This window comes from Amycolatopsis rifamycinica (genome assembly GCF_000695625.1).
Lineage (GTDB): Bacteria > Actinomycetota > Actinomycetes > Mycobacteriales > Pseudonocardiaceae > Amycolatopsis > Amycolatopsis rifamycinica.
This window is the reverse complement of sequence record NZ_JMQI01000045.1, coordinates 24358-48355: the sequence shown is the minus strand read 5'-3', so window position 1 is coordinate 48355 and position 23998 is coordinate 24358. Positions and strand designations below refer to the sequence as shown.

Here is a 23998-nt window from a genome sequence, read left to right as displayed (position 1 = left end):
TTTCCCTCTCGACGGGTCACTCCTCCGCGGTCTGCGGTGGACGGCCGGCCTGCCACAGCAGCGCTTCCCGCAGCTGGCCGATCAGCTGCTCGTCGTCCGCTTCGGACGGGTCCACGCCCAGGGGGATCCAGCGCTCGGACACCTTCTCGCCCCGGTCGTAACTGGAAATCACGATTCCCGAGTACGACAGTGAAGCCTCGTCCGCGCAGTCGCCGTCCGGAAGCGGCTCGTCCGCTTCGAAGTCCTCCTCGAAGCTGACGTGGCGATGCTGCAGGCGGACACTCACCCAGCGCCCGGCCGGCCGGATCGGCGCGCCTTCGTCGTTCATCTGCTCCTACCCTGGTCGCGGGCCTCTGCCGTCTCGTCGCATCCGGCCCCCGCGGAGTTACCGGCGGGTTGTTCCGGTTGCGTAACGACAAAGGTTGGCGCGAAACACCGCTTGCCCGCTACCGGAGTCACTCTTTTGACCATGGGTCAACTACTTGTTGACAGGGTGCCGATCCCCCGCGAGGCTGAGCTCATGACCAGTGGGACCCGGCCCCGGCGGCGCCGGCTCGAGCCGGCCGAGCGGCGTGCGGAGATCCTCGCCGCCGCCCGGCACCTGTTCGGCGCCGGCAGCTACGCGTCGGTGTCCACTTCGGACATCGCCGCGGCCGCCGGGGTGGCGCGCCCGCTGATCAACCACTACTTCGGCGGCAAGCGCGAGCTGTACCTGGAAGTCGTCCGGCAGCTGATGATCGTGCCGGCGCCAGTCACCGAAGCCCTGCCGGACACCACGATGGAGCAGCGGCTGGCGATCGGGGTCGAACGGTGGATCGAGGTCGTGGACCGCAACCGCGACGCGTGGCTGACGGTGATCGGGCCGGAGGCCGCCGGGCGCGATCCCGAGATCGAGCGGATCATGCTGGAGGCCGACGAGATCGCCGCCGACCGGGTCCTGGAGGCCGCGCTGATGACCGGCGTGACCGAGGGCCGCGACGAGCTGCGCGCGATGATCCGGTCGTTCGGCGGGATGCTGCGCGCGGCGTCGCGGGAGTGGCTGATCCGCGGCACGCTCGACCGCGCGGCCCTGCGCACCTTCCTCACCGAATCGCTGGTCACCCTGCTGAAGCTCACCTACCCGGCGGTCCTCGCCGAGCGGCGCGGAAGCGGCGGGCGAACGCCGCCGGCGTCATCCCGGTCCAGCGCTTGAACGCGTGGATGAAGCTCGACGCCTCGGCGTACCCAAGCCGGTAGGCGACGTCCTCGACGGACAGGACGCCGGTGTCGAGCAGCTCTTCGGCGAGGGCCTGGCGGACCTCGTCGACCAGCGCCCGGTAGCTCGTGCCGGCTTCGGTCAGGCGACGGCGCAGCGTGCGCGTGCTCAGCGTCAGCTGCCGGGCGATCTCGTCCATCCCGGCGTCGACGCCGCCGAGCCGGACCAGCCGTTCCCGCACCTGCTGGGAAACACCCGAACGCTGCCGCCGTCGCGCGACGAGCGCTTCGCACTGCGCGGCGCACAGGGCGACGGTCTGGTCGTTGGCCTGCGGCAACGGGCGGGTCAGCAGCGCCGGGTCGAGCGTCGCCCGGCAGGCGTCGGCGCCGAAGCGGGGCAGCACGCCGAACACGGCCCGGTACTCCTCCGGCGTGGACGTTTCGTGCCGGAACGTCAGTTCGTCCAGCGCGATCTCGGGCAGCAGGTCGCGCATGACGGCGAAGATCGCGGCCAGGTCGCGCAGGACGAGGAACCGGGCGACGTCGGCGGGCACGCGGCTGTCGTCGAGCTCCAGCGTCAGCCGGTCGGCGCCGAGGACGACGTGCGGGATGCAGAAGGCGAAGCTCAGGTCGAAGTAGCGGAGGGCGAACAGCATCGCGTCGCGCAGCGTGGGGCTGCTGATGCAGGCGAAGCCGAAGATGCCGAAGGTGGTGACGCGGTAACGGCGCCCCAGCTCGAGCGCCGTCGCGTCCGAACCGTCCAGACCGGCCAGTGCCCGGACGACGGCCAGTTCCTGGCGCGCGTCGACCTGGACGGCCGGGTCGGCGAGCAGCTCCGGCGTGAGCGTGGTCGCGGCCAGCAGCCGGCCAGCGGCCAGGCCGCGTTCGGCGGCGAACCGGGTCATCAGCTCGATGCTCGCGGTGCCGCGCGGGAAGTCCCAGTCCCCGACGGCGGGCGTGGCGAGCTCGGCCATGGCCGGAATTCTGGATCACGGGAGAAGAACGTGTCCAATCGAGGACCGGAACTGTCCTGGGTGATCGTTAGGGTGACGCCGTGGAGACCTTGAGCCGACGAGCCCTGAACCGCGCGACGCTGGAGCGGCAGCTGTTGCTGCGCCGGGCGGAGATGTCCGCCTACGACGCGGTGGAGCACCTGGCCGGGCTGCAGGCGCAGGCGCCGTTCCCGCCGTACTTCGGGCTGTGGTCGCGGCTGGAGGGGTTCCAGCCGGCCGAACTGGTGGAGCTGCTCGAAAGCCGGCGCGTGGTGCGGATCGCGCTGATGCGCGGCACGGTCCACCTGGTGACGGCGGCGGACGCGCTGGCGTGGCGGCCGGTGGTGCAGGTGATCTACGACCGCGACCTCAAGCAGAACGCGCTCCACGCCCGCGAGCTGACCGGGCTCGACCACGACGAGGTCGCCGAAGCCGCGCGCAAGCTGCTTCTCCGTGGCCCGATGCCGGGGGCCGCGCTGGGTGCCGAGCTGGCGCGCAGCTGGGACGCCCCGGCGGCCTCCCTGACGCACCTGGCCCGGGGCCGGCTGCCGCTGGTGCAGACCCCGCCGCGGGCGATCTGGGGCAAGGCCGGGCAGACGACGTACGCCTGCCTGGACGAGTGGGTGGGCGCTCCGCTTCCACCGCCGGCACCGGCGGAGCTGATCGCGCGGTACCTGCGCGCGTTCGGGCCGGCCACGGTGGCGGACGTGCAGACGTGGGCGGGGATCACGCGCCTGGGCGAGGTGGCCGCGTCGATGGACCTGCGGCGCTACCGCGACCCGGACGGCCGCGAGCTGCTGGACCTGCCGGAGCTGACCGTGCCGGACGAAGACGTCCCGGCGCCGCCGCGGCTGCTGGGTCCCTTCGACCAGATGATCCTCTCGTACGCGGACCGGACGCGGATCATCTCCGACGCCTACCGCAAGCGCGTGATCTCGCACAACGGCCTGGTCAAGGGCACGCTGCTGGTCGACGGGCAGGTGTGCGGGTTCTGGGAGATCAAGGCGGCCCGCAAGGCGGCGGTGATCGAGCTGTCGCCGTTCGAGAAGCCGGCGAAGCGGGACCTGGCGGCGTTGGAAAAGTCGGCCGGCGAGCTGGTCCGGTGGGCGGAGGCGGCCGCGGAGACCCACGAGGTGCGCGTCCACCCGCCGGCGTGAGCTGGCCGGAAATCTCGATTGAGTGACCGTTCGTGGCCTGTTGTCACAGCCCGCCGGTGCGTAGCTTTTCCGGCATGACTGGTTCGGCGAAGGGGCCGTCGGTGCTGATCGCGGGCACCGGGTTCGGCGGCATCGGCACGGCGATCGAGCTCAAGCGCGCGGGGTTCACCGACTTCACGATCCTGGAGAGCGCCGCCGAACCGGGCGGCGTCTGGCGGGACAACACCTACCCGGGCGCCGCGTGCGACATCCCGTCACCGCTGTACTCCTTCTCCTTCGAGCCCAACCCGCGGTGGCCGAAGCGGTTCTCCCACCAGCCCGACATCCTCGCCTACCTGCGCCGCGTCATCGCGAAGTACGGTCTCGAGCCGCACATCCGGTACCGCGCCGAGGTCACCGGGGCCGCGTTCGACGAAGAACGCGGGCTCTGGCGCGTCGAGACGAAGAGCGGGGAGACGACCTTCGAGGCGAACGTCTTCGTCCCCGCCGTCGGACAGCTGTCGCGGCCGGTGCTGCCGAACATCCCGAACCGGGAAAGCTTCGCCGGCGACGCCTTCCACTCCGCGCGGTGGGACCACGACGTCGACCTGACCGGCAAGCGCGTCGCCGTGATCGGGACCGGCGCCAGCGCCGTGCAGTTCGTGCCGGAGCTGCGCAAGCGCGCCCAGCACGTCACCGTCTTCCAGCGCACGCCGCCGTACGTCATGGCGAAGTCCGATCCGAGCTACCGGCGGTGGCAGCACTGGCTGTTCGAGCACCTGCCGCCGACCCAGCTGCTCGGCCGGCTGCGGATCTTCCTGCTCGCCGAATACGCCACGTACGCCATGACGCGCCACCCCGTGCTGGCGAAGGTGTTCGAGCTGCGGACCGCCCAGCTCCGGCGCCGCCACATCAAGGACCCGGAACTGCGGGCGAAGCTGAAGCCGGCGTACCCGCTGGGCTGCAAGCGGATCCTCTTCACCAACGACTACCTGCCCGCCCTCGCCCAGCCGGACGTCGACGTCGAGACGCGGCGGATCGTCGAAATCACCGAGAAGGGGGTGCGGGTCGAGGACGGCACGGAGATCGAGGCGGACGTCCTCGTCTACGGCACCGGCTTCGCCGCGACGGAGTTCCTCGGCCGGATCCGGGTGCGCGGTCTCGGCGGGCGGTCGCTCGAGGAGGAGTGGTCCGGCGGCGCCCGGGCGTATCTGGGCATGACCGTGCCCGGCTTCCCCAACCTGTTCTGCGTCTACGGGCCCAACACGAACCTCGGCGCCGGGTCCATCATCTACATGATCGAACGGCAGGCGCGCTACATCCGGCAGGCGGTGGAACGGCTCGCGCGACCCGGCGTGTCCTATCTGGACGTGCTGCCGGAGGTCGAGGAGCGGTACGACCGGGAGGTGCAGCGGCGGCTGGGCCGCAGCGTGTGGAGCGCCTGCACGAGCTGGTACCGGCAGGCCGACGGCCGGGTGACGACCAACTGGCCCGGCCTGGTCACCGAGTACGACCGCCGGACCCGGCGCTTCGACGTCGCCGACTACCGGGTGGCGGGCTGATGGACTACGACGTCCTGGTGATCGGTTCGGGCTTCGGCGGCAGCGTCACGGCGCTGCGGCTGACCGAGAAGGGCTACCGCGTCGGCGTGCTGGAGACCGGCCGCCGGTTCGCCGACGACGAGTTCGCGAAGACGTCGTGGCGGGTGCGGAAGTACCTGTGGGCGCCGGCGCTGGGCTGCTTCGGCATCCAGCGGCTGACGCTGCTGAAGAACACGTTCGTGATGAGCGGTTCCGGCGTCGGCGGGGGTTCGCTGGTGTACGCGAACACGCTGTACGAGCCTCCGGACGGCTTCTACGCCGACCCGCAGTGGGCCCACATCACGGACTGGAAGGCCGAGCTCGCGCCGTACTACGACCAGGCGAAGCGGATGCTGGGCGTGGTCGAGAACCCGGCGACGACGGCCGCGGACCGGGTGCTCCGCTCGGTGGCCGACGACATGGGCATCGGGCACACGTACCGGCGCACCCCGGTCGGCGTCTACTTCGGACAGTCCGGGGTCGACCCGTTCTTCGGCGGCGCCGGTCCCCTGCGGTCGTCCTGCACGCTGTGCGGCGAGTGCATGACCGGGTGCCGGGTCGGGGCGAAGAACACGACGGTGAAGAACTACCTGTACCTGGCCGAGCGGGCGGGCGCGGTGGTGCATCCGCTGACGACGGCGGTGACGGTCCGGCCGATCTCCGGCGGGTACGCGGTGGACACGCGCCGCACGGGTGGCCGTTCCCGCCGGACGTTCACCGCATCGCAAGTCGTGTTCTCCGCGGCCGCGTTGGGCACGCAACGGCTGCTGCACCGGATGCGCGACACGGGAACCCTGCCGCTGGTTTCTCCTCGGCTCGGACTCCTGGCCCGCACGAACTCCGAAGCCGTCCTGGCGGCCCGGTCGTTGCGCGCGGACGCGGACTACACGCGGGGTGTCGCGATCACGTCGTCGATCCACCCGGACGCGGTGACGCACGTCGAGCCGGTGCGGTACGGGCGCGGCAGCAACCTGATGGGCCTGCTGGCGACGGTGCTGGTCGACGCGTCGCCCGGACGCCGACGCTGGGTGCTCGGGCTGCGGGAGCTGTGGCGCGCCCGCCGCGACCTGCTCCGGATCCACAACCCGCGGCACTGGTCGGAGCGGATGATCGGGCTGCTGGTGATGCAGACGCTCGACAACTCCGTGACGACGTACACGAAACGCGGGCTGTTCGGCCGGCGCATGACCACCCGCCCGGGTTCGGGCGCACCGTCGCCGGACTGGATCCCGGCCGGCCACGAGGTGACGCGCCGGGTGGCGGAGAAGATCGGCGGGCTGCCCCAGGGCGCCTGGACGGACATGGCGAACATCCCGATCACCGGCCACTTCATCGGCGGCTGCGCGATCGGGGATTCACCGTCGACCGGGGTGGTGGATCCGTACCAGCGGTTGTACGGGTATCCGGGCCTGCACGTGGTCGACGGCTCGGCGATCTCGGCCAACCTGGGCGTGAACCCGTCACTGACGATCACGGCCCAGGCGGAGCGGGCGATGGCGTTCTGGCCGAACCACGGGCAAGCCGACCCGCGGCCGGCACTGGGTAAGCCCTACCGACGCGTGGCGGCGGTGGCACCGAAGAACCCGGTGGTGCCGCCGGAGGCGCCGGCAGCCTTGCGGCTGCCGATCACTCCGGCGTAGCGGCCTCCTCACGACCGCCTACGAACCGTGACGAAGGTTCAGTCGCCGACGCGCCAGCTGTACCTGACCCACCGATCGCTTGACCCGATCAATACGATTGATCGAGTACCGTCAGTAGTTCCGACGTGATTTGTCGTCACCCGGCGGTGTGCATTTCGAATTTCGAGGCGAAATGCTCGAATCGTACGGAAATGGCCATCCGGAGCGGTGCGCCTCGCCGTGCCCAGGTCACAGCCGGTAGGCAATCGCGCCGTGATCACCAAGGCGAAGACACCCGAAGGAAGTATTGATAGGGTGCAACATTCTCGACGGGCCAGACGACTCAGTCAGGGCACCCGCATCGCCCCGCCGACGACGTGAAGTTGACGACCAAGGGATCAGCGCCATGAAACTCCGGTTCGCCCAAAAAGCGGTTATCCTCAGACAGCAAGAGTTGCTGCTCGTGCGGAAGAGCGACCTCGACCCGAACAACCCGAACCGGTGGGAACTGCCCGGCGGTGGTTTGAACGGCGACGAGTCGCTCGATGACGCACTTCGCCGCGAAGTCTGGGAAGAGGTCGGGCTCAAGGTCACTCCGGGACGTCTGGTGCACATGTGGGAATGGGACATGCGGACGACGGGCGAACCGGTGAAGGTCGTCGCCGTCGCGAGGTTCTGCGAGGTCGAATCCGGCACCGTGAGCCGCGAGAACAACGACGCCGAGGACTTCCTTTCGGACGTCCGGTGGGTTCCGCTGTCGAGCGCACTCGACCTACCCCTGATCTCCGACCAGGAGTACGTCGTGAAAGAGGTCGTGAACTTCCGGGCATAGCCGACCAGAGGGGGAAAGGTGGCCCGCAAGAACAAGGTGCTCATCTCCGGGTGGACCGCGGCCGGGAAGACGACCCACGCGCGGCTGGCCGCCGCCGAACTCGGGTGGACCTACCTCGACATGTCGCCGGTCATGAAGGAGCTGACCGCGGTGAACGGTTCGCGCGACTGGACACCCGAACAGGACGACATCCGGCGGCGGAACCGGGCCATCGACATCGAAGCGGACCGTCGCATGCTCGAAATGGTCTCGAGCGGCTCGTCGATCATCGTGGACGCCTGGCTCCAGCCCTGGCTTTACCGGTCGGCATCGGCCGTCCGGTTGTGGCTCGGCTCCAGCCGGACAGCTCGCACGAGGAAGTGCGCGGTCTCCGGTTTGCGTCACCACGAACACCTGTCCGGACGCCAGGCGGCAAAGGTCATACGCCGCAAGGACGGCTTCGCGCGGAGGCAGTTCGCGCGACTGTACGGCATCCGGTTCGGCTACGACCCGACGCTGTTCGACCTGCACATCGACAACTCGGCGTACATCGCCGAGACCTCCATCGCGGCGTCCGATGCCGGCATCCGGGAATTCCAGCCGGTGCTCATGCGCCGTCTCGAAGCACTTCTCGAAGCCGGTTCGAGGCGGTGAAGCACCATGCATCGGGATGACTGCTTCATCTGCCGGGCACTTCACGACCGGGAGCCGCCGTGGACCGATCAGCCGCTGCTGCTCCAGCCGGGGCGCGGTTGCGTCCTGCCCGGCGTGGGCGCTCTCGTAGCGGGCTACGTCCTCATCTGCCCCGCGGATCACGTGCCCAACCTGTGCGCCGCTTCCCCGGAGTCCGGATTCGCCGATTTCCTGAGGCAAGCTCTCGCGTGCCTCAGCGACCGCCTGGGAGAGTTGACCTACTGGGAACACGGAGGCGTGCCGACTCCTTCGTTCCCCACGTCAGCCTGCGTCGACCACGCGCACCTCCACGTCGTCCCCGGCTCGTACGGCTTGCAGCTCCCCGCTCCGGCAGCGGCTCACTCCTCCGACGCTCCCACGATGTTGCTGGAGCACTCGGACGGCTGGCGGGAGCGGCCCTACCTCATGCTGGGCTCGACCGGGAGCACCTGCGCCCTCGTCGAAGACGTGGGAATACCTCAGTACTTCCGGCGGCGGCTGGCCACGGCGATCGGGCAGCCGGATCTCTGGGACTACGCCGCGTTTCCCGGTGAAGCCAACGTCAGAGCCACCTTGGCGCTGTTCCACGACTTCGCGAACCAGGCGGCCGGATGAAGTCGGAACTGCTCCGAACGACACGACGCTACCGGTGCATCGACGAAGACCTCGCGGATGCCACGATGTCCGCGATCCGGGCCAGGTTCGATCTGCTCCTGGAAAGCGGCGCCCAGATCCGTGGACTACCCCACGGCATGATCGCGGCGGGTCAGTACCTCGACCGGTTCGGATTCGAGCAACGCGGCCTCTTCGGCACCGCCGCGGCGGTTCTCGTGCTCAGCTGCACACCGGACCCGGACGGGGTGCGGAAGCTGCAAGCACTGGTCGACTACCTTCGCCACCGCGAGACCATCGAGCCGGACCTGGCCGCGGACCCGGAAGAGGCGATCGAGGTTTCCCGGCGCATAGCCGTGGAACGGCTCGACACGTTCAAGTCGGCCGATGTCGTTTTCGCGCTCTCCCGCGTGCCGGTCACCGTGCTCGGACGCGACACCCACCTGCAAGAACTGATCGGGCGCATCGAAGCGGCACGCTTGTCCGGCGGGGGCTGGGGCACTCGCCTCGACAACAGCGCGAGCTCGTTCGATCCACTGGCCACCGCGCACGTCCTACGCGCTCTCTCAGCCGCGGCCATTCCGGCGAAGGAGAGCGATGTCGAGGCACTGGTCCGGCATCTTCGATCCGCGTCCGGCGAGGAAAACCCCTACGGGCGAATCTTCGCCCTCACGGTCGTCGCGACGATCAGGCTCAGGACCCATCGCGCGTTCCTCAAGGAGGAACACCGAAGACTGGTCGCCGCCCTCCGCACCCAGATGTCTTCGCCCGCGGAGGCGAATTACGAGTACACCGCCGGCCGGCGGCAGTACTACGTCCGGATACCGTGGCAGCTCTACCTGATCGAGCTGACCCTGCGCCTGTTCCCGTCGACGAAGTTCTTTTCCTTCCTTTGGCAACAGCCCCTGCTCGCGGCGGCGAAGCTGATCGAGTCACCGGCGGGTTTCACCTACCCGTCGTCCGGGGACGCCCAGTCCACCCGGACGCACGGCATAATCTGCGAGCTGATGCGGCTGATTTCGGTCAGCCTGGCGAACGCGCCGCGTATGCGCGCGGTCGGCACGACGATCAACACCGCGACCCAGCTGGCTCACTCGCGCCTCGCCAACGTGGTCCTGTGGCTGGCCGCGGCCGTGATCGTCGGGTACACGTCCGCAACGTGGGTGCTGAGCAGCCGGCACACCGCGACGGAGCTCGCGCCGAACTTCATCGCCACCGCGGTGGTCGTTCTGATCCAGGTCGCTCTCGCCCGGATCCGCAGGCAATGACGTTCACTTCCGCCGGGCGACGGCCTTGACGAAGGCCGATTCGCGGCCGTAGGCAGTTCCCCGGAACTCGGTCACCTCCGCCTGCGTGAACCCCTCGGCGAGGAGTTCACGCAGGTAGCCGACGGAGAAGAAGTGGCGAACGTGGTCGTCGAGGCGGAACATGTCTTCTTCGATCTTGACGCCCCGCCCCCAGAGGGGGTCGGCGACGGATCGGCACAGGACGACCAGGCGGCCGTTCCGGACGAGGACCCTGGCCAGCTCGCCGACGAGCGCTCGAGTCACCTCATCCGTGAAGTAGTGCAAGGAGAGACGCGAATAGACCAAGTCGAAGGATCCGGGCGGGAAATCCAGCGGCCGCGAGAAGTCCGCCTCCCGGAACTCCACCCCCGAGTCCGCGTAGTGGCGCGAAGCTCGGCGGATCGCGACGGCGGAGAAGTCCAAAGCCAGCACTTCGTGTCCTTCGCGGGCGAAGTAGGCCGCATCCGATCCCGCGCCGCAGCCGAGCTCCAGCACCCTCGCGCGCGCGTCGAGGAATCGCGCGGTCTCCTTCGCCAACGTCGACGGGCCGTCCCGGCTCGTGCCCACGTCGCGTGCGCTGTGCAAGCCATCCCAATGGTGAACTTGTCCGGTCATGGTGCCCGCTTCCAGCGCCCGCTGTTCCCCCAACCGGGCCAACGGTCGCTCCACGATACCGGGCTCCCCGGACACCACAAAGCACGTCGGACACGTGAAGAGGCCCTCCCGGACCGCGCCGCCGGGAGGGCCGCTCAGCGGCGCACGGTTACGGCAGGCCCGCGAGCCCGGCCGACACCGTGTTGGCGAACGCGTACCCCTGCGACGCGTCCCAGTTGATCGACCACGTCATCGCGCCGCGGATCGACGGGTACGTCGCCGACGGCTTGAACGAGCCGCACGACGTTCCGCGGGCCAGGCAGTTCAGCGCCGAGACCGTGTTGGCCGGGGCCTGGTAGCCGCCGCCCGCCGCCTGCGGGGACGCCGGGAGGCCGAGGCCGACCTGGTCGGCGCGCAGGCCGCCCTGGAGCTGGATGCAGGCCAGCGCCGTCAGGAAGTCGACCGTTCCCTGCGCATAGACGTTGCCGTTGCAGCCGTTCATCGAGCCGGAGTTGTAGTACTGCATGTTGACGATCGTCAGGATGTCCTTGATGTTCAGCGCCAGCTGGAAGTAGCCGCCCGCCGTGGACTGCATGTCGATCGTCTGCGGCGCCATCGTGATGACCTTGCCGCCGCCGTTGTAGATGCTGCGCAGCGCCTGGCCCATGTACGTGGCGTTGATGCCGTTCTCGAGGTCGATGTCGACGCCGTCGAAGCCGTAGTTCGCGATCAGCGACTTCACGCTGTTCGCGAAGTTGTTCGCCGACGTCGAGTCGGCGACGCTGATCGTGCCGTTCTGGCCGCCGACCGAGATGATCACCTTCTGGCCGCGGGCCTGCACCGTCTTGACGTCGGCCTTGAACTGGGCGTCGGTGTAGCCGCCGAGCTGCGAAGACAGGCCTGAGTCGAGCGTGAAGCTCACCGCGCCCGGCGTGCCGGTCGCGTCCGCGAACGACACCGCGATGATGTTGTACTTCGTCGGGACGTCGGCGAGCTTCAGCGCCTTGGCGCCGTTGTAAAAGTTCTGCCAGTAGCCCGTCAGGACGTGTTTCGGCAGGTCGCCCTGCGTGGGCGGGGTCGTGGTCGTCGTCGGCGGAGTGGTGGTCGTGGTGGGCGGGGTCGTCGGCGTCGTCGGGGTGGTCGGCGTCGTCGGGGTGGTCGTCGGCGGGGTGCCGGGACCGTCCAGGCTGACGTCGTCGGCGTAGTACGCCGGCTGGCCGTACCAGCCGTGCAGGTACACCGTCAGCGACGTGCTCGAGCCGGTCGTGAAGCTCAGCGACAGCTGCTGGTAGCCGCTGGTGCCGGGCGTCCACGTGCTGGTCGTCGCCGAGCCGGAAACACCCAGGTAGACGTAGCTGCCCTGCACCCAGGCCGACAGCTTGTAGGCCGTGTTCGGCGAGACGGTGAGCGTCTGGGAGCACTGGGCGTTGTCCGACGACGACGGCGTCGCGTTCAGGGCGCGGCTCCCGCTGTGCACCGGCGAGCTCACCGCGGCCGACGCGCCGGTGCACGTCCAGCCCGTGGTGCCGGCTTCGAAACCGGGGTTGGCCAGGATGTTCGCCGCCGAAGCGCTGCCGGCGAGGACGAAGGTGACGCCGAGACACAGCGAAACCACGGAAAGTAAGGAAAGCAGAGCGAAGCGAACCTTGGGGACCACGGGCGACCTCCGTGACACTGGTGAGGCAGGTCACCACAAAATGGACTAGACCAATCTGAATGTCAAGGAACCCCATCCGAAAGTCGGGGCGCCCGAAACGGCAGAATGAGACGATCGGAACCAGGCGAAGCAGGAGCGTGTAGCAGTGAGCGTGTCGGTCGAGCAGAAGATCGCCGAAGAACTGGGCGTGCGCGAAGGACAGGTCAAGGCCGCCGTCGAGCTGCTCGACGGCGGTTCGACCGTGCCGTTCATCGCGCGCTACCGCAAGGAAGTCACCGGCATGCTCGACGACGCGCAGCTGCGCACGCTCGAAGAGCGGCTGCGCTACCTGCGGGAACTCGACGAGCGCCGGCTCGCCGTGCTCGAGTCCATCCGGAGCCAGGGCAAGCTCGACGAAGCCCTCGAGGCGTCGATCCTCGCCGCGGACACGAAGTCGCGGCTCGAGGACATCTACCTCCCCTACAAGCCGAAGCGCCGCACGAAGGCGATGATCGCGCGCGAGGCGGGTCTCGAGCTGCTGGCCGACGGCCTGCTGACCGACCCGAACACCGACCCGCAGGCCGCGGCCGCGGTGTTCGTCGACGCCGACAAGGGCGTCGCGGACACGCAGGCCGCGCTCGACGGCGCTCGCGCGATCCTCGTCGAGCGCTTCGCCGAGGACGCCGACCTCATCGGCGAGCTGCGCGAGAAGATGTGGGGCCAGGGGCACCTGGTGGCCAAGGTTCGCGCGGGCAAGGAGGAGGAAGGCGCGAAGTTCTCCGACTACTTCGACTTCTCCGAGCCGTACACGAAGCTCCCCTCGCACCGCATCCTCGCGATGCTGCGCGGCGAGAAGGAGGAGGTCCTCGACCTCACGATGTCGCCGGACGAGCCTTCGGACGAGCCCCAGGTGGGGCCGACGGAGTACGAGCAGCGCATCGCCGCGAAGTTCGGCATCGCCCAGCAGGGCCGCCCGGCGGACAAGTGGCTCGGCGACACCGTGCGCTGGGCGTGGCGCACCAAGATCCTCCTGCACCTGGGCATCGACCTGCGGATGCGGCTGCGCCAGGCGGCCGAGGACGACGCCGTGCGCGTGTTCGCGGCCAACCTGCGCGACCTGCTGCTGGCCGCGCCGGCCGGCACCCGCGCCACCATGGGCCTCGACCCGGGCTTCCGGACCGGGGTCAAGGTGGCGGTGGTGGACGCGACGGGCAAGGTCGTCGACACCCACGTCATCTACCCGCACCAGCCGGCCAACAAGTGGGACCAGTCGATCGCCGAGCTGGCGGCGCTGTGCGCCCGGCACAAGGTCGAGCTGATCTCCATCGGCAACGGCACGGCGTCGCGCGAGACCGACAAGCTCGCCATCGAGCTGATCAAGAAGCACCCGGAGCTGAAGCTGACGAAGGCCGTGGTGTCCGAGGCGGGCGCTTCGGTGTACTCGGCGTCGGCCTTCGCTTCGCAGGAACTGCCGAACATGGACGTCTCGCTGCGCGGCGCGGTCTCGATCGCCCGCCGGCTGCAGGACCCGCTGGCCGAGCTGGTGAAGATCGACCCGAAGTCGATCGGCGTCGGGCAGTACCAGCACGACCTGTCCGAAGTGTCGCTGTCCCGCTCGCTCGACGCGGTGGTCGAGGACTGCGTGAACGCGGTCGGCGTGGACGTCAACACGGCGTCGGCGCCGCTGCTGACCCGGGTTTCGGGCATCACGACGGGCTTGGCGGAGAACATCGTGGCCCACCGCGACACGAACGGGCCGTTCCGCTCCCGGATGGCGCTGAAGGAGGTCGCGCGCCTCGGCCCGAAGGCGTTCGAGCAGTGCGCGGGCTTCCTGCGCATCCCGGACGGCGACGACCCGCTCGACTCGTCGGCGGTGCACCCGGAGGCGTACCCGGTGGTCCGCCGGATCCTGTCGAAGACGGGCACCGACATCCGGGCGCTGATCGGCAACACCCGGACGCTCTCCTCGCTGCGGCCGGCCGAGTTCGTGGACGAGACGTTCGGTCTCCCGACGGTGACGGACATCCTGGCGGAGCTGGACAAGCCCGGCCGCGACCCCCGCCCGGCCTTCAAGACGGCGACGTTCGCCGAGGGCGTGGACAAGATCTCGGACCTGAAGCCGGGCATGCGCCTGGAGGGGGTCGTGACGAACGTGGCGGCGTTCGGCGCGTTCATCGACGTGGGTGTCCACCAGGACGGGCTGGCGCACGTTTCGGCGCTGTCGAAGAACTTCGTGAAGGACCCGCGCGAGGTCGTGAAGCCCGGGGACATCGTGAAGGTGAAGGTCCTGGACGTCGACGTGCCGCGGAAGCGGATCTCGCTGACGCTGCGCCTGGACGACGAGCCGGGAGCGGCCTCGGGCAACCGCGGCGGCGGCGAGCGCCGGGAACGCGGCCAGGGTGGTCAGGGCGGCCAGGGTGGTCAGCGCCGCGGCGGCAGCGGTGGCGGTGGCGGCGGCGACCGGCGCGGTGGCGGCGGTGGCGGCGGCCGGGACCGCGGCGGCAACGCGAGCGGGTCCATGGCCGACGCGCTCCGGCGGGCCGGGTTCGGCAAGTAGTTCCGCGGCGGGCCACCCCGGGTGCCTCGGGGTGGCCTGCCCGCGTTCAAGGCCTCCTCAGCCGCATTGCAGCGTGCACCGCGCGCGCTCGAAGCGGCCCGCCCCGGGATGGCCTGCCGCCGTTCAAGGCCTCCTCAGCCGCATTGCAGCGTGCACCGCGCGCGGTCGAAGCGGCCCGCCTCGAGGTCGTCGGTGCGGATGACCCAGTACAGCATTCCGGCGTCGCCCCAGGTCATGTCGGTCCGGTCGTCGCTGTCGATCTGGGCGAGCAGTACCCACCGGGCCGCCTCCTCGGCCCGGCGTGGGTGCCCGTAGTCCCCGAGCACCGCCGCGGCGATCTCGTTCTCCACCGCCCCCTGCACGGGGGCGGCGAACCCGCCGACCTGGTGCTCCGGACCCCGCCCCCGGGCCTGGGCGGCCAGCTCGCCGAACACCTCGGAGCCCACGAATTCCCCGGGGAGCTCCACCATCTCGGCCGCTTCGTCGAGGGACTCCCCGTTCGCGAGCTCCGTCCGGTCGAGCAGGTCGTGCTCGTCCTCCGGAGCCGTCGCCACCACCTCGGCGGAGAGGTCGAACGCCGGGTACGGGACGAGCCCTTCGGGCGCTGCCCGTTCGACGACCGGCAACCCCGCCGGAACGAACAGCACGCGGCTGCCCTCGACGTCTTCGAGCAGCGGCGTTTCGCCGGCGCCCCGGCGGTACCCGTCGAAGTAGAAGAACAGGAGCGTGCCCGCTTCGGGCAACGGGATGCTCAGGAACTCCCGTGGCAGCGCCGCGCAGTCCACCGCGGCCACGAAGTCGAGGGGACCCCGGCCCGGCCACTCGGGCCACGCCAGGTCCGCGGGCATGAGGGGCGCGCCGCCGATCCGGCCCACGCGCGGGCCCTCGCCGCCGGGTACCAGGCGGATTCCCGGGCGCGCCAGCCCGAGCCATGCGGTAGCCAGCTCGGCGGGCAGCCACTCGTGGGCGAGGGTGTCGAGTCGATCTCTCCAGGACGTCACCGGGACATCGTGGCAGGGGGCACCGACAAAAAATCACCGCAGCGCGAAGAGCCCCACCGCGAACAACACCACCGGCACCACCGCGGCCGCCGCGCTGATCAGCCACATCCCGCCGCGCCAGCCCGCCGGGGACGCGTCGAGGACCAGCCGCCGCACCAACGCCGCCTCCACGACCGCCGTCAGCAGGAATCCCAGGCCCACGCTGAAGATCGCCGCCGCGCCGACGAACAGCAGGCCCGAGGTCGAGGCCGCGCCCAGCGGGGCCGCCACCTCCCAGCGCACCACGCCCGCGGCCGCCGCCAGCAGGGCCAGCAGCAGCACGAAGGCCACCAGGAAACCGATGCGCGCAGTCATCGGGTGGGGGCCGCGTGCGAAGAACCAGAAGCCCGCGTCGAGCCCGGCGACGACCACGGCGAGGGTCACGAAACCGGCACGGAAGGTCAGCACCCGATCACTCTAGCGACGGGAACCTCACTTCCACACTGCCCAGCGCGCCGAAGTCCGCCACCACGTGACCGCCCGCGTGGATCGGACACGGCGGGGTCGCCGTGCCCGTCGTCACGACGTCGCCGGGGCGCAACGCGAGCCCGTGGCGGGGCAGCTCCATCGCCAGCCAGTGCAGGGCCAGGCGCGGGTCGCCCAGGACCAGGCGGCCGCTGCCGCGGGCGAACTCCTCGCCGTCGGCGTGGAGGACCACCGGGCTGCGCGGCAGGTCGAGGTCGCGCCACCCCGGCACCGGACCGCCCTCGACGAACCGGCCCGCGCACGCCGCGTCGGCCAGGAGCTGGGGGCCGCCCGCGTGGCGGTGGTCGGTGTAGCGGCTGTCCGGCAGCTCGATCGCCAGGAACATCGTGTCGACCGCGTCGAGCACCGCCGCCGGCGACGGCGACCGGCCCGGGTCGGCCTTGAGCCGGAAGGCGAACTCCGGTTCGGCCACGCCCATCGTCATCGTGTCCGCGGGGACCGGCGAACCCTCGACGTGGTGGTACCGCTCGAACATCGGGCCCGGCAGCGGCCCGGGGACGCCGAGGTACTGCCGGGCGTACACCGTCGTCGCGCCGATCTTCCAGCCGGACACCGACCCGCCCAGCTCGGCGAGCGCCGCCTGCACCGCCATGCCTTCGGCGGTGCCGCGCGGGCGGACGTCGTCCGGGAGGCCCTCCAGCCGCTTGCCGGTCAGCCACGCGTCCCAGATGAGCTCCGCCGCCCGCTCTCGCTTCACGCCCGCGATCTTGCCAACCGGAACACCGGGTGTCGAACGGCTTCCGCGGCGAAGGCTTCGGGCGGCCCGGTCAGCTTGGCGTCGAAGAACGGCGCCGTCACCGGGATCTTGCGGACGTAGGCGCGCAGCACCGGGCCCGCCGTGGCGGCGTCGGCCTCCTCGACCTCCCACGTTTCGCGCCGTCGGCCGCGCCACAGCCGCGCGGCCGGGTCGGTGCGCAGGTTGTGCACCCAGCCGACCTGCCCGTACGGCGACACGAGCCAGCGTTCCCCGCCGGCCTCGATGACGTTGACCGGGGTGGTCCGGTCGACGCCGCTCTTGCGCCCGCGCGTGGTCAGCAGGAACCCGGTGCGGCCGTTGACCGGGATCCCGCGTTCCAGCAACGCCTTCACGACGGCGTTCGCGGCCTTCCGCGTCACGCCCAGCCGGTACTTCCGCGCCATCACGGGTGCATAGCGTAGACCCCGGAGAGCTCCCGCACCCGCGCCCAGACGTTCTCGAACCGCGCGGCGTCGACCACCGGCTTGCGCAGCGCGGCCAGTGCGATCGCCTGCTGGGCGCCGGTCGAGCTCGCCTTGCCGTGGAGGTCCACCGCCGCGACGCTGAAGTCCTGCACCAGCACCGCGAAGATCTGGTCGACGACCTCGTCGTCCAGGCCGGTGAGGCCGGCCTGCTCCAGGACGAGCTGGCCGTACACGATCAGCGTGAACAGCTCGGCGAGCGCGAGCCCGAAGTCGAGGTCGGCCTGCTGCGCCTCGTCCGGCGCCGCCTCGGTGAGCAGCTTGACCAGGTACCCGGCCTGCTCGGTGAACAGCGCGACGTTCGGGATGTGCGCCGCCTGCGCGTAGGCGGTCTTCCAGTCGTGGAACCGGACCTTCGACAGGCCGCGCGCCGGGCCCTGGCGGAAGAGGAACTCGTCGTCCGCGGCGTCGGTGCGGGTCGGCACCGGCGGGTACTCCTGCGGCGCGAAGAGGTAGTTCGGCATGAACTTCGCGATCAGCGCGAGGTTGACGGCCACCGTGCCCTCGAGCTTCGGCAGGCCGTCGATGTCGTTCTTCGACATCGCCAGGTAGGTGTCGGCCTCGAAGCCCTTGGCCGCCACGACGTCGGCGACCAGGCCGATCACCTTCTGCGCCTCGGTGGTCACCTTCATCTTGGTGATCGGGTTGAACAGCAGGTAGCGCCGGTCTTCGGCGTGCGCGCTGCGGAAGTAGTCGACGGCGCGGTCGGAGAACAGCTTCATCGCCGTCAGCCGCGCGTAGGCCTCGACGAATTCGCGGCGGACGTGCGGGAAGTCCGTCACCGGCTTGCCGTAGAGGACGCGGTTGTGCGCGTGCGTGATGGCCTCGTACAGCGAGTGCGTCGCCATGCCGATGCCGCCGAAGCAGAGGTTGAACTTGCCGATGTTGACGGTGTTCAGCGCGGCGCTGAAGGCTTCGGCGCCGACGTGCAGGATGTCCTCGGCGCGCACCGGGTAGTCCTCGAGCCGGAACTCGGCGACGTACATCTGCGACGGCACGACGTTCTTGACGACGTGGTAGTTCGGGTGCTCGGAGTCGGCGTAGAAGAAGACGTACTGATCAGGGCCTTCGACGCCGTCGATGCGGCCGAAGACCGACACCGTGCGCGCGCAGTTGCCGTTGCCGATGTAGTACTTGGAGCCGGTGGCGCGGTAGCCCTCGCCGTCCTCGGTGAGCACCATGTCGGACGCGTAGATGTCGGCGCCGTGGTCCTTTTCGGACAGACCGAACGCGCCGACGCCGCCGGCGTCCAGTGCCGCGGCCGCACGCTCGCGCGCCGCCTCGTTGCCGCTCTGCCACACCGGGCCGAGGCCGAGGATGGTGACCTGCCACGGGTACCAGTAGTTCAGGCCGTAGAACCCGAGGATTTCCGACAGGGCGGCGACGCGGCTGGTGTCCCAGCGCTTGTCCGGGTTGCCCTCGGCGTTCGCCGCGGGGGTCAGGAAGGTCGAGAACAGGCCTTCCTTGCCCGCGAACTCGAGGAAGTCCGCGTAGAAGACGCGGTTGTGGTAGTCCTCGGTCAGCTTCGCCTTGCCGCGCTGTTCGAACCAGTCGATGGTGGCGCGCAGCAGGCGCCGCGTCTCGGCGTCGAAGTGCGCCGGGTCGTACTCGCGCGGGTTCAGCAGCATGGTCGTCCTCCTCGATTACCGACCGGTAACTTAGCAAGGCGGCGCGCGTGCGGGCAATCTCACTGGGGCTAGGTCACCCTCGCCCGCTATACTGATCATGCGGGCCGCTCAGTTCTGCCTCGGCCCGCTGCTGTTGTCGACTACCACGCGCCGCGGCCGTTGACCGGTCTGCGCCGGGCAGGACAACCCTTCTCAGGTTATGGAGACCAGGGCGCTCGCACGCCCGCACGCATCTATGAGCACTTTCGCTGAACTCGGCCTGCCCACCCCGCTCGTGGCCGCGCTGGCCACCCAGGGCGTCACCGAGCCCTTCCCGATCCAGGCGGCGACCCTGCCGCACACCCTCGCCGGGCGCGACGTCCTCGGGCGCGGCCGCACCGGCTCCGGCAAGACGTACGGCTTCGTGCTGCCCGTGCTGACCCGCCTCGCCGCGGGCCCGACGCGGCGCAAGCCGGGCCGCCCCCGCGCGCTGATCCTCGCGCCGACGCGCGAGCTCGCGACGCAGATCGAGGCCTCGATCCTCCCGCTGGCGAAGCCGCTGGGCCTGCGCACGACGACGATCTTCGGCGGGGTCTCGGCCAACCCGCAGATCACCCGGCTGCGTGACGGCGTCGACATCGTCGTGGCCTGCCCCGGCCGGCTCGCCGACCACATGCGTTCCGGCCACGTGAAGCTCGACGCCATCGAGATCACGGTCCTGGACGAGGCCGACCACATGGCCGACCTGGGCTTCCTGCCCGAGGTCCGGCGGATCATGGACGCCACGCCGTCCCGCGGCCAGCGGATGCTGTTCTCCGCGACCCTGGACAACGGCGTCGACGTGCTGGTCAAGCGCTTCATGAACGACCCGATCACGCACAGCGTCGACTCGGCGCAGTCGCCGGTGTCGACGATGGAGCACCACGTCCTGCACCTGGAGGAGACCCACCGCCTGCCGGTGCTGGTCGACCTGACGGCGGCGCCGGGCCGCACGCTGGTGTTCACGCGGACGAAGAGCCGCGCGAAGGCGCTGACGCGGAAGCTGGTCGCTTCGGGCGTTCCGGCGGTGGAGCTGCACGGCAACCTGGGCCAGAACGCCCGGACGCGCAACCTCGAGGCGTTCTCCTCCGGCACGGCCCGCACGCTGGTGGCGACGGACATCGCGGCCCGCGGCATCCACGTCGACGACGTCCGGCTGGTCATCCACGCGGACCCGCCGGTGGAGCACAAGGCCTACCTGCACCGATCGGGCCGCACGGCCCGCGCCGGAGCGTCGGGCACGGTGGTGACGCTGATGACGGACGCGCAGGTCCGCGACGTCCGCGACCTGACCCGCAAGGCGGGCATCAAGCCGACGACGACCCAGCTGGCGCCGGGTCACCCGCTGCTGGCGGAGCTGGCCCCGGGCGAGCGGACGTTCTCGAAGGCCCCGGCGGTGGACAACCGCCCGAAGAAGGTCACGGCTTCCGGAGCGGCCCCGGGTGGCGGCCGAGGCCGCCGCGGCGGGCCGGCCACGCCGAAGGAGAACCGGGGCGGCCAGCGTTCCCGCGCCGCCGGCCAGGAGCAGCGTTCGGCCGGCTCGGCTTCCCGCCGCTCGGACGGCGCCGCCTCGGGCGGTTCGCGCCGCTCGGGTGCCCCCGCGTCCGGTGGCTCGCGACGGTCGGGCGGCCAGGGAGGCTCGCCCCGCTCGTCCGGAGCCGCCGCTTCGGGTGGTGCCCGGCGATCGGGTGCGCCGGCCGCGGCCGGCCGCCCGTCGGGTTCGGGCGGCGCCGCCGCCTTCTCTTCGGGCACCCGGGCGGGCGCACGCCGGTCCCGATAGGGCATCAAGCGTGATCAGCGGGGCATCACCCGTGATCAGGCGGGCAACACGCGTGACTGGGCGGGCATCACGTGTGATCAGGCGGGCATCAGCGCGGCGCCTTCCCAATCACGCGTGATGCCCCTTCAAACACGCGTGATGACCCTCCAATCACGAGTGGTGCCCCTTCAATCACGGGTGAGGCCTTCCCGAGCACGGGTCCGGGTCTAGAGGGATGCAGTCAGGCCGCGGGCTCGGAGTACCGCGCGTTCCAGCGGGCGGAAGACCAGCAGTTCGATGCCTACGCCGACCAGCAGGATCAGGAAGATCGCCGCGATCACCGTCTCCATGCTGTTGAACGACGAGCCCTGGTTGAGGTAGGCGCCGAGCCCGATGCCCAGTTGCGGGGACAGCGCGATCAGCTCGGCCGCCATCAGTGAGCGCCACGAGAACGCCCAGCCCTGCTTCAACCCCGCCAGGAAGCCGGGGAGCGCGGCGGGCAGCAGGATGTGGCGGGCCGACGACAGCCGGTTGGCGCCCATCACCTGGCCGACGCGCGGGAGGATCGGCGGGATCTGGTCGATGCCGGACACCAGGCCGTTCGCGATCGACGGCACCGAGCCGAGCAGCACGACGAAGTAGATCGCCGCGTCGTTGATGCCGAACCACAGGATCGCCGCCGGGACCCAGGCCACCGACGGGAGGCTCTGCAAACCCGTCAGCAGCGGCCCGATCGCCGCGCGGACCACGCGAACCTTCGCCACGACCAGGCCGAGCGGGGTGCCGATGAGCACGCCGGCGACGAAGCCCAGCGCGGCGCGGTGCACCGACGTCCAGACGAAACCGAACACCTGGCCGTCGGCGACGATGCTCCAGAACTCGTCCCACACCGCGAGCGGCGCGGGCAGCTGCGACTCCGGCCAGAAGGCGGCGGCCCAGAGGACCTGCCAGACCACGAGCAGCAGGACGAGCGCGCCCAACGGCGGCAGGAACCCCCAGGCGAACCGCTTCCAGAAGCTCGGGCGGCGTTCGCCGACGGGGGCGTCGAGCGAGTCCAATCCGGCGCCGACCGCGTCCAGGTCGGCCTCCGCGGACCGGTCAAGCTGCGGCATGGGTGCTGATCACCTCACGCAGGTGCCCGGTGATTTCCTCGGTCAGCTCCGCGGCGTCGGCCAGCGGCACGTCCGCCCACTCGCGCACGACCCGGCCGGGCCGTGACGACAGCAGCACCACGCGCCGGCCGAGCCGGACCGCCTCGCGCACGTCGTGCGTCACGAACAGCACCGACGTGCCCGTGCTGCGGTAGACGCGCAGCAGCTCGCCCTGCAGGACGTCGCGGGTGATGGCGTCGAGCGCGGCGAACGGCTCGTCCATCAGCAGGAGCGACTGCTCCGGGTCGCCGCCGACGCGCAGCGTCGCGGCCAGGGCGCGGGCCAGCGCGACGCGCTGCCGCATCCCGCCGGACAGCTCGTGCGGCCGCTTGCCGCCCGCGCCGTTCAGCCGGACCAGATCCAGCAGCTCGGCGGCCTTTTCGCGGCGCTCGGCCCGGCCGAAGCCGGCCAGCCGCAGCGGCAGCTCGACGTTGCGGGCCGCGGTCAGCCACGGCATCAGCGCCGCTTCCTGGAACATGACCGCCGGCCGGGAGGTGTTCAGCGTGATCTCGCCCGCCGACGGCGCGTCCAGCCCGGCGACCAGGTTCAGCAGCGTGCTCTTGCCGCAGCCGGACGCGCCGAGCAGGCAGACGAACTCGCCGGGCGCGACCGTCAGGTCGACGCCGTCGAGCGCGACGACCGCGCGGCCGGCGGTGCCGAACGTCTTGCGCACGCCGTCGAGACGCACCGCGGTCGCGCCGGTGAAACTGGACCGGCCGGTCGGGAGGGTGGTGGTCATCGTTGGCTGCCTCTCCGGATCACTTGGTCAGTTCGGGAGCTACGACGGCGGGCAGGTTCTGAGCCTTGAGCACCTCGTTGAGCGGGCCGAAGTCCGCGAAGCCCTTCAGCGCGACCGCCGACTTCACCACGCCTGCCGTCACCGAGTCCTGCGCGAGCTGCGGGAATTCGGCGGCGACGGGGTCGGTGGTCAGCTCGATGCCGGAGAACGCGCGGTCCAGGACCGCCGCGCTCAGGGTACTGCCGGCCAGCTCCTTGAGCGCGCCGTTGACCACGGTCTTCGCGTCCGCCGGGTTCGCCTTGGCCCAGTCGATGGCGGCGAGCTCGCCCTTCAGCAGCGCGCGGACGGTGTCCGGGTGCTGCTGCAGGAACTCGCTGCGCACGATGACGACGGTGCTCGGGAAGCGGCCGCCCGGCCACAGCGTCTTCTCGTCGACCAGGACCTTCGCGCCGGCGTCGAGGACCAGCCGGGACGCCCACGGCTCGGGCAGCCAGCCGCCGTCGACCTCGCCCTTCTTGAAGGCGTCGAGGGTCTTGGGGTTGTCGAGGTTGGTGATCTTGACCTGGCCGGTCAGCTGCTTGCCGGCGAGGAACTTCTTGAGCGCGACGTCCTGGGTGTTGGCCAGCTGCGGCGTCGCGATGTTCTTGCCCTTGAGCTGGTCGACGCTGGTGATGTCGGGCTTGACGACCAGCTGCGCGCCGCCCGAAACGGCGCCGGAGATCAGCTGGATGGCGCCCTTGGACTTGGTGAAGGCGTTGATCGCCGGGCCGGAGCCGAGGAAGGCGACGTCGAGGGAGCCGCCGAGCAGGGCGTTGACCTCTTCGGGCCCGGCGTTGAAGGTCTGCGTGGTGAGCTTGGTCGCGCCGAGCTCGTTCTTGAAGAAGTCCTTCTTGGCGCCGATCAGCGCGGGGGCGTGCGTGACGTTCGGGAAGAACCCGACCCGGACCTCGCCGGCGGTGCCCTGGTCGGCGGCGGGCGCGGCGCTGCTGTCGGCACGCGAACAGCCCGCGAGCAGGCCCACGACGGTCAGGGCGGCCAGCGCCGAGGCCAGGGTTCTCCGGGAGGTGCGCACGTCAGCATCGCCTTTCGTCGGTGTCGGGGGGAGGTTCGCACGGTCACCCACTCAGGCGCATAGCCATCCGCATCCCGGGACATCCGGTGAGATTTCTTGACATCGACGGCCGCGCGGCCTAAGGCCGCGGCAGAAAGTCGCCCGCGCGGGCAACCGCTCGCGCCACCCGGACGTGGTATGGAATGACCACGGATTCGG

22 protein-coding genes are annotated in these 23998 nt (G+C 70.5%); 10 read left to right on the top strand and 12 right to left on the bottom strand.

Going from position 1 to position 23998, the window contains the following annotated elements; translation table 11 throughout:
• Window positions 1-16: 16 nt before the first annotated feature.
• Complete coding sequence (locus DV20_RS21240) at window positions 17-328, bottom strand: hypothetical protein (RefSeq protein ID WP_043782920.1); 312 nt, start codon at window positions 326-328, stop codon at window positions 17-19.
• 192 nt (window positions 329-520) lie between these two features.
• On the opposite strand from DV20_RS21240, the gene DV20_RS21235 reads away from it, so the two are divergent.
• Window positions 521-1192: a TetR/AcrR family transcriptional regulator gene (locus tag DV20_RS21235; RefSeq protein ID WP_043782918.1), complete on the top strand. Its 672-nt coding sequence runs from the start codon at window positions 521-523 to the stop codon at window positions 1190-1192.
• Here DV20_RS21235 and DV20_RS21230 read toward each other — a convergent pair.
• A complete protein-coding gene (locus DV20_RS21230; protein ID WP_043782914.1) occupies window positions 1113-2168 on the bottom strand; it encodes an AraC family transcriptional regulator in 1056 nt (351 codons plus the stop codon). The genes DV20_RS21235 and DV20_RS21230 overlap by 80 nt on opposite strands.
• Before the next feature lie 80 nt (window positions 2169-2248).
• Between DV20_RS21230 and DV20_RS21225 the strand changes: the two genes are divergently transcribed.
• The 7 genes from DV20_RS21225 (at window position 2249) to DV20_RS21195 (ending at window position 9884) form a co-directional block, all read left to right on the top strand.
• The gene (locus tag DV20_RS21225; protein WP_043782911.1) at window positions 2249-3343 is read left to right on the top strand and encodes a winged helix DNA-binding domain-containing protein; all 1095 of its coding nucleotides are present in this window, start codon (window positions 2249-2251) and stop codon (window positions 3341-3343) included.
• Between the two features lie 74 nt (window positions 3344-3417).
• Window positions 3418-4884, top strand: a complete 1467-nt coding sequence (locus DV20_RS21220) for a flavin-containing monooxygenase (RefSeq protein WP_043782908.1) — start codon at window positions 3418-3420, stop codon at window positions 4882-4884.
• Window positions 4884-6542, top strand: coding sequence for a GMC family oxidoreductase (locus tag DV20_RS21215; RefSeq protein ID WP_043782906.1), 1659 nt, complete (start codon window positions 4884-4886; stop codon window positions 6540-6542). The genes DV20_RS21220 and DV20_RS21215 overlap by 1 nt, the downstream gene beginning before the upstream one ends.
• Window positions 6543-6927: 385 nt before the next feature.
• Window positions 6928-7353: an NUDIX domain-containing protein gene (locus DV20_RS43155; RefSeq protein ID WP_084093588.1), complete on the top strand. Its 426-nt coding sequence runs from the start codon at window positions 6928-6930 to the stop codon at window positions 7351-7353.
• An 18-nt stretch (window positions 7354-7371) separates the two neighbouring features.
• Window positions 7372-7986, top strand: a complete 615-nt coding sequence (locus tag DV20_RS21205; protein ID WP_043782904.1) for a hypothetical protein — start codon at window positions 7372-7374, stop codon at window positions 7984-7986.
• A 399-nt stretch (window positions 7987-8385) separates the two neighbouring features.
• Window positions 8386-8619: a hypothetical protein gene (locus DV20_RS45000; protein WP_152603747.1), complete on the top strand. Its 234-nt coding sequence runs from the start codon at window positions 8386-8388 to the stop codon at window positions 8617-8619.
• A gap of 65 nt (window positions 8620-8684) precedes the next feature.
• The gene (locus DV20_RS21195) at window positions 8685-9884 is read left to right on the top strand and encodes a hypothetical protein (RefSeq protein ID WP_152603746.1); all 1200 of its coding nucleotides are present in this window, start codon (window positions 8685-8687) and stop codon (window positions 9882-9884) included.
• A 3-nt stretch (window positions 9885-9887) separates the two neighbouring features.
• On the opposite strand, the gene DV20_RS43150 is transcribed toward DV20_RS21195, so the two are convergent.
• Both DV20_RS43150 and DV20_RS21185 read right to left on the bottom strand, forming a co-directional pair.
• Window positions 9888-10559 (bottom strand): class I SAM-dependent methyltransferase, encoded by a 672-nt coding sequence (locus DV20_RS43150; RefSeq protein ID WP_160169747.1) that lies wholly within the window; start codon window positions 10557-10559, stop codon window positions 9888-9890.
• A 106-nt stretch (window positions 10560-10665) separates the two neighbouring features.
• The gene (locus DV20_RS21185; protein ID WP_043782899.1) at window positions 10666-12153 is read right to left on the bottom strand and encodes a chitinase; all 1488 of its coding nucleotides are present in this window, start codon (window positions 12151-12153) and stop codon (window positions 10666-10668) included.
• A gap of 145 nt (window positions 12154-12298) precedes the next feature.
• Here DV20_RS21185 and DV20_RS21180 point away from each other — a divergent pair, with 145 nt between their 5' ends.
• Window positions 12299-14689 carry a Tex family protein gene (locus DV20_RS21180; RefSeq protein ID WP_043782897.1) on the top strand — a complete coding sequence of 797 codons (2391 nt, stop codon included), beginning with the start codon at window positions 12299-12301 and terminating at the stop codon, window positions 14687-14689.
• Window positions 14690-14823: 134 nt separating this feature from the next.
• Here the strand turns inward: DV20_RS21180 and DV20_RS21175 are convergent, their stop codons facing one another.
• Genes DV20_RS21175 through DV20_RS21155 form a run of 5 tightly spaced genes read right to left on the bottom strand, consistent with a single transcriptional unit; the run spans window position 14824 to window position 19061 of the window.
• Window positions 14824-15690, bottom strand: coding sequence for a YwqG family protein (locus DV20_RS21175; RefSeq protein ID WP_043782896.1), 867 nt, complete (start codon window positions 15688-15690; stop codon window positions 14824-14826).
• Window positions 15691-15723: 33 nt separating this feature from the next.
• The gene (locus DV20_RS21170; protein WP_043782895.1) at window positions 15724-16137 is read right to left on the bottom strand and encodes a hypothetical protein; all 414 of its coding nucleotides are present in this window, start codon (window positions 16135-16137) and stop codon (window positions 15724-15726) included.
• A 4-nt stretch (window positions 16138-16141) separates the two neighbouring features.
• Complete coding sequence (locus tag DV20_RS21165; RefSeq protein WP_043782894.1) at window positions 16142-16912, bottom strand: 2-keto-4-pentenoate hydratase; 771 nt, start codon at window positions 16910-16912, stop codon at window positions 16142-16144.
• Complete coding sequence (locus tag DV20_RS21160) at window positions 16909-17355, bottom strand: nitroreductase family deazaflavin-dependent oxidoreductase (RefSeq protein ID WP_043782893.1); 447 nt, start codon at window positions 17353-17355, stop codon at window positions 16909-16911. Before DV20_RS21160 ends, DV20_RS21165 begins: the two co-directional genes overlap by 4 nt.
• On the bottom strand, window positions 17355-19061 hold the full coding sequence (locus DV20_RS21155; RefSeq protein ID WP_043782892.1) for an acyl-CoA dehydrogenase family protein: 1707 nt from the start codon (window positions 19059-19061) through the stop codon (window positions 17355-17357). The genes DV20_RS21160 and DV20_RS21155 overlap by 1 nt, the downstream gene beginning before the upstream one ends.
• A gap of 235 nt (window positions 19062-19296) precedes the next feature.
• Here DV20_RS21155 and DV20_RS21150 point away from each other — a divergent pair, with 235 nt between their 5' ends.
• A complete protein-coding gene (locus tag DV20_RS21150; RefSeq protein WP_043782890.1) occupies window positions 19297-20859 on the top strand; it encodes a DEAD/DEAH box helicase in 1563 nt (520 codons plus the stop codon).
• Window positions 20860-21065: 206 nt separating this feature from the next.
• On the opposite strand, the gene DV20_RS21145 is transcribed toward DV20_RS21150, so the two are convergent.
• From DV20_RS21145 to DV20_RS21135, 3 genes are read right to left on the bottom strand one after another with little or no spacing between them, the layout of a single operon-like run.
• The gene (locus tag DV20_RS21145) at window positions 21066-21950 is read right to left on the bottom strand and encodes an ABC transporter permease (RefSeq protein ID WP_043782888.1); all 885 of its coding nucleotides are present in this window, start codon (window positions 21948-21950) and stop codon (window positions 21066-21068) included.
• On the bottom strand, window positions 21937-22728 hold the full coding sequence (locus tag DV20_RS21140; protein ID WP_043782887.1) for an ABC transporter ATP-binding protein: 792 nt from the start codon (window positions 22726-22728) through the stop codon (window positions 21937-21939). The genes DV20_RS21145 and DV20_RS21140 overlap by 14 nt, the downstream gene beginning before the upstream one ends.
• 19 nt (window positions 22729-22747) lie before the next feature.
• On the bottom strand, window positions 22748-23800 hold the full coding sequence (locus DV20_RS21135) for an ABC transporter substrate-binding protein (RefSeq protein ID WP_043782886.1): 1053 nt from the start codon (window positions 23798-23800) through the stop codon (window positions 22748-22750).
• Window positions 23801-23998: the final 198 nt, after the last annotated feature.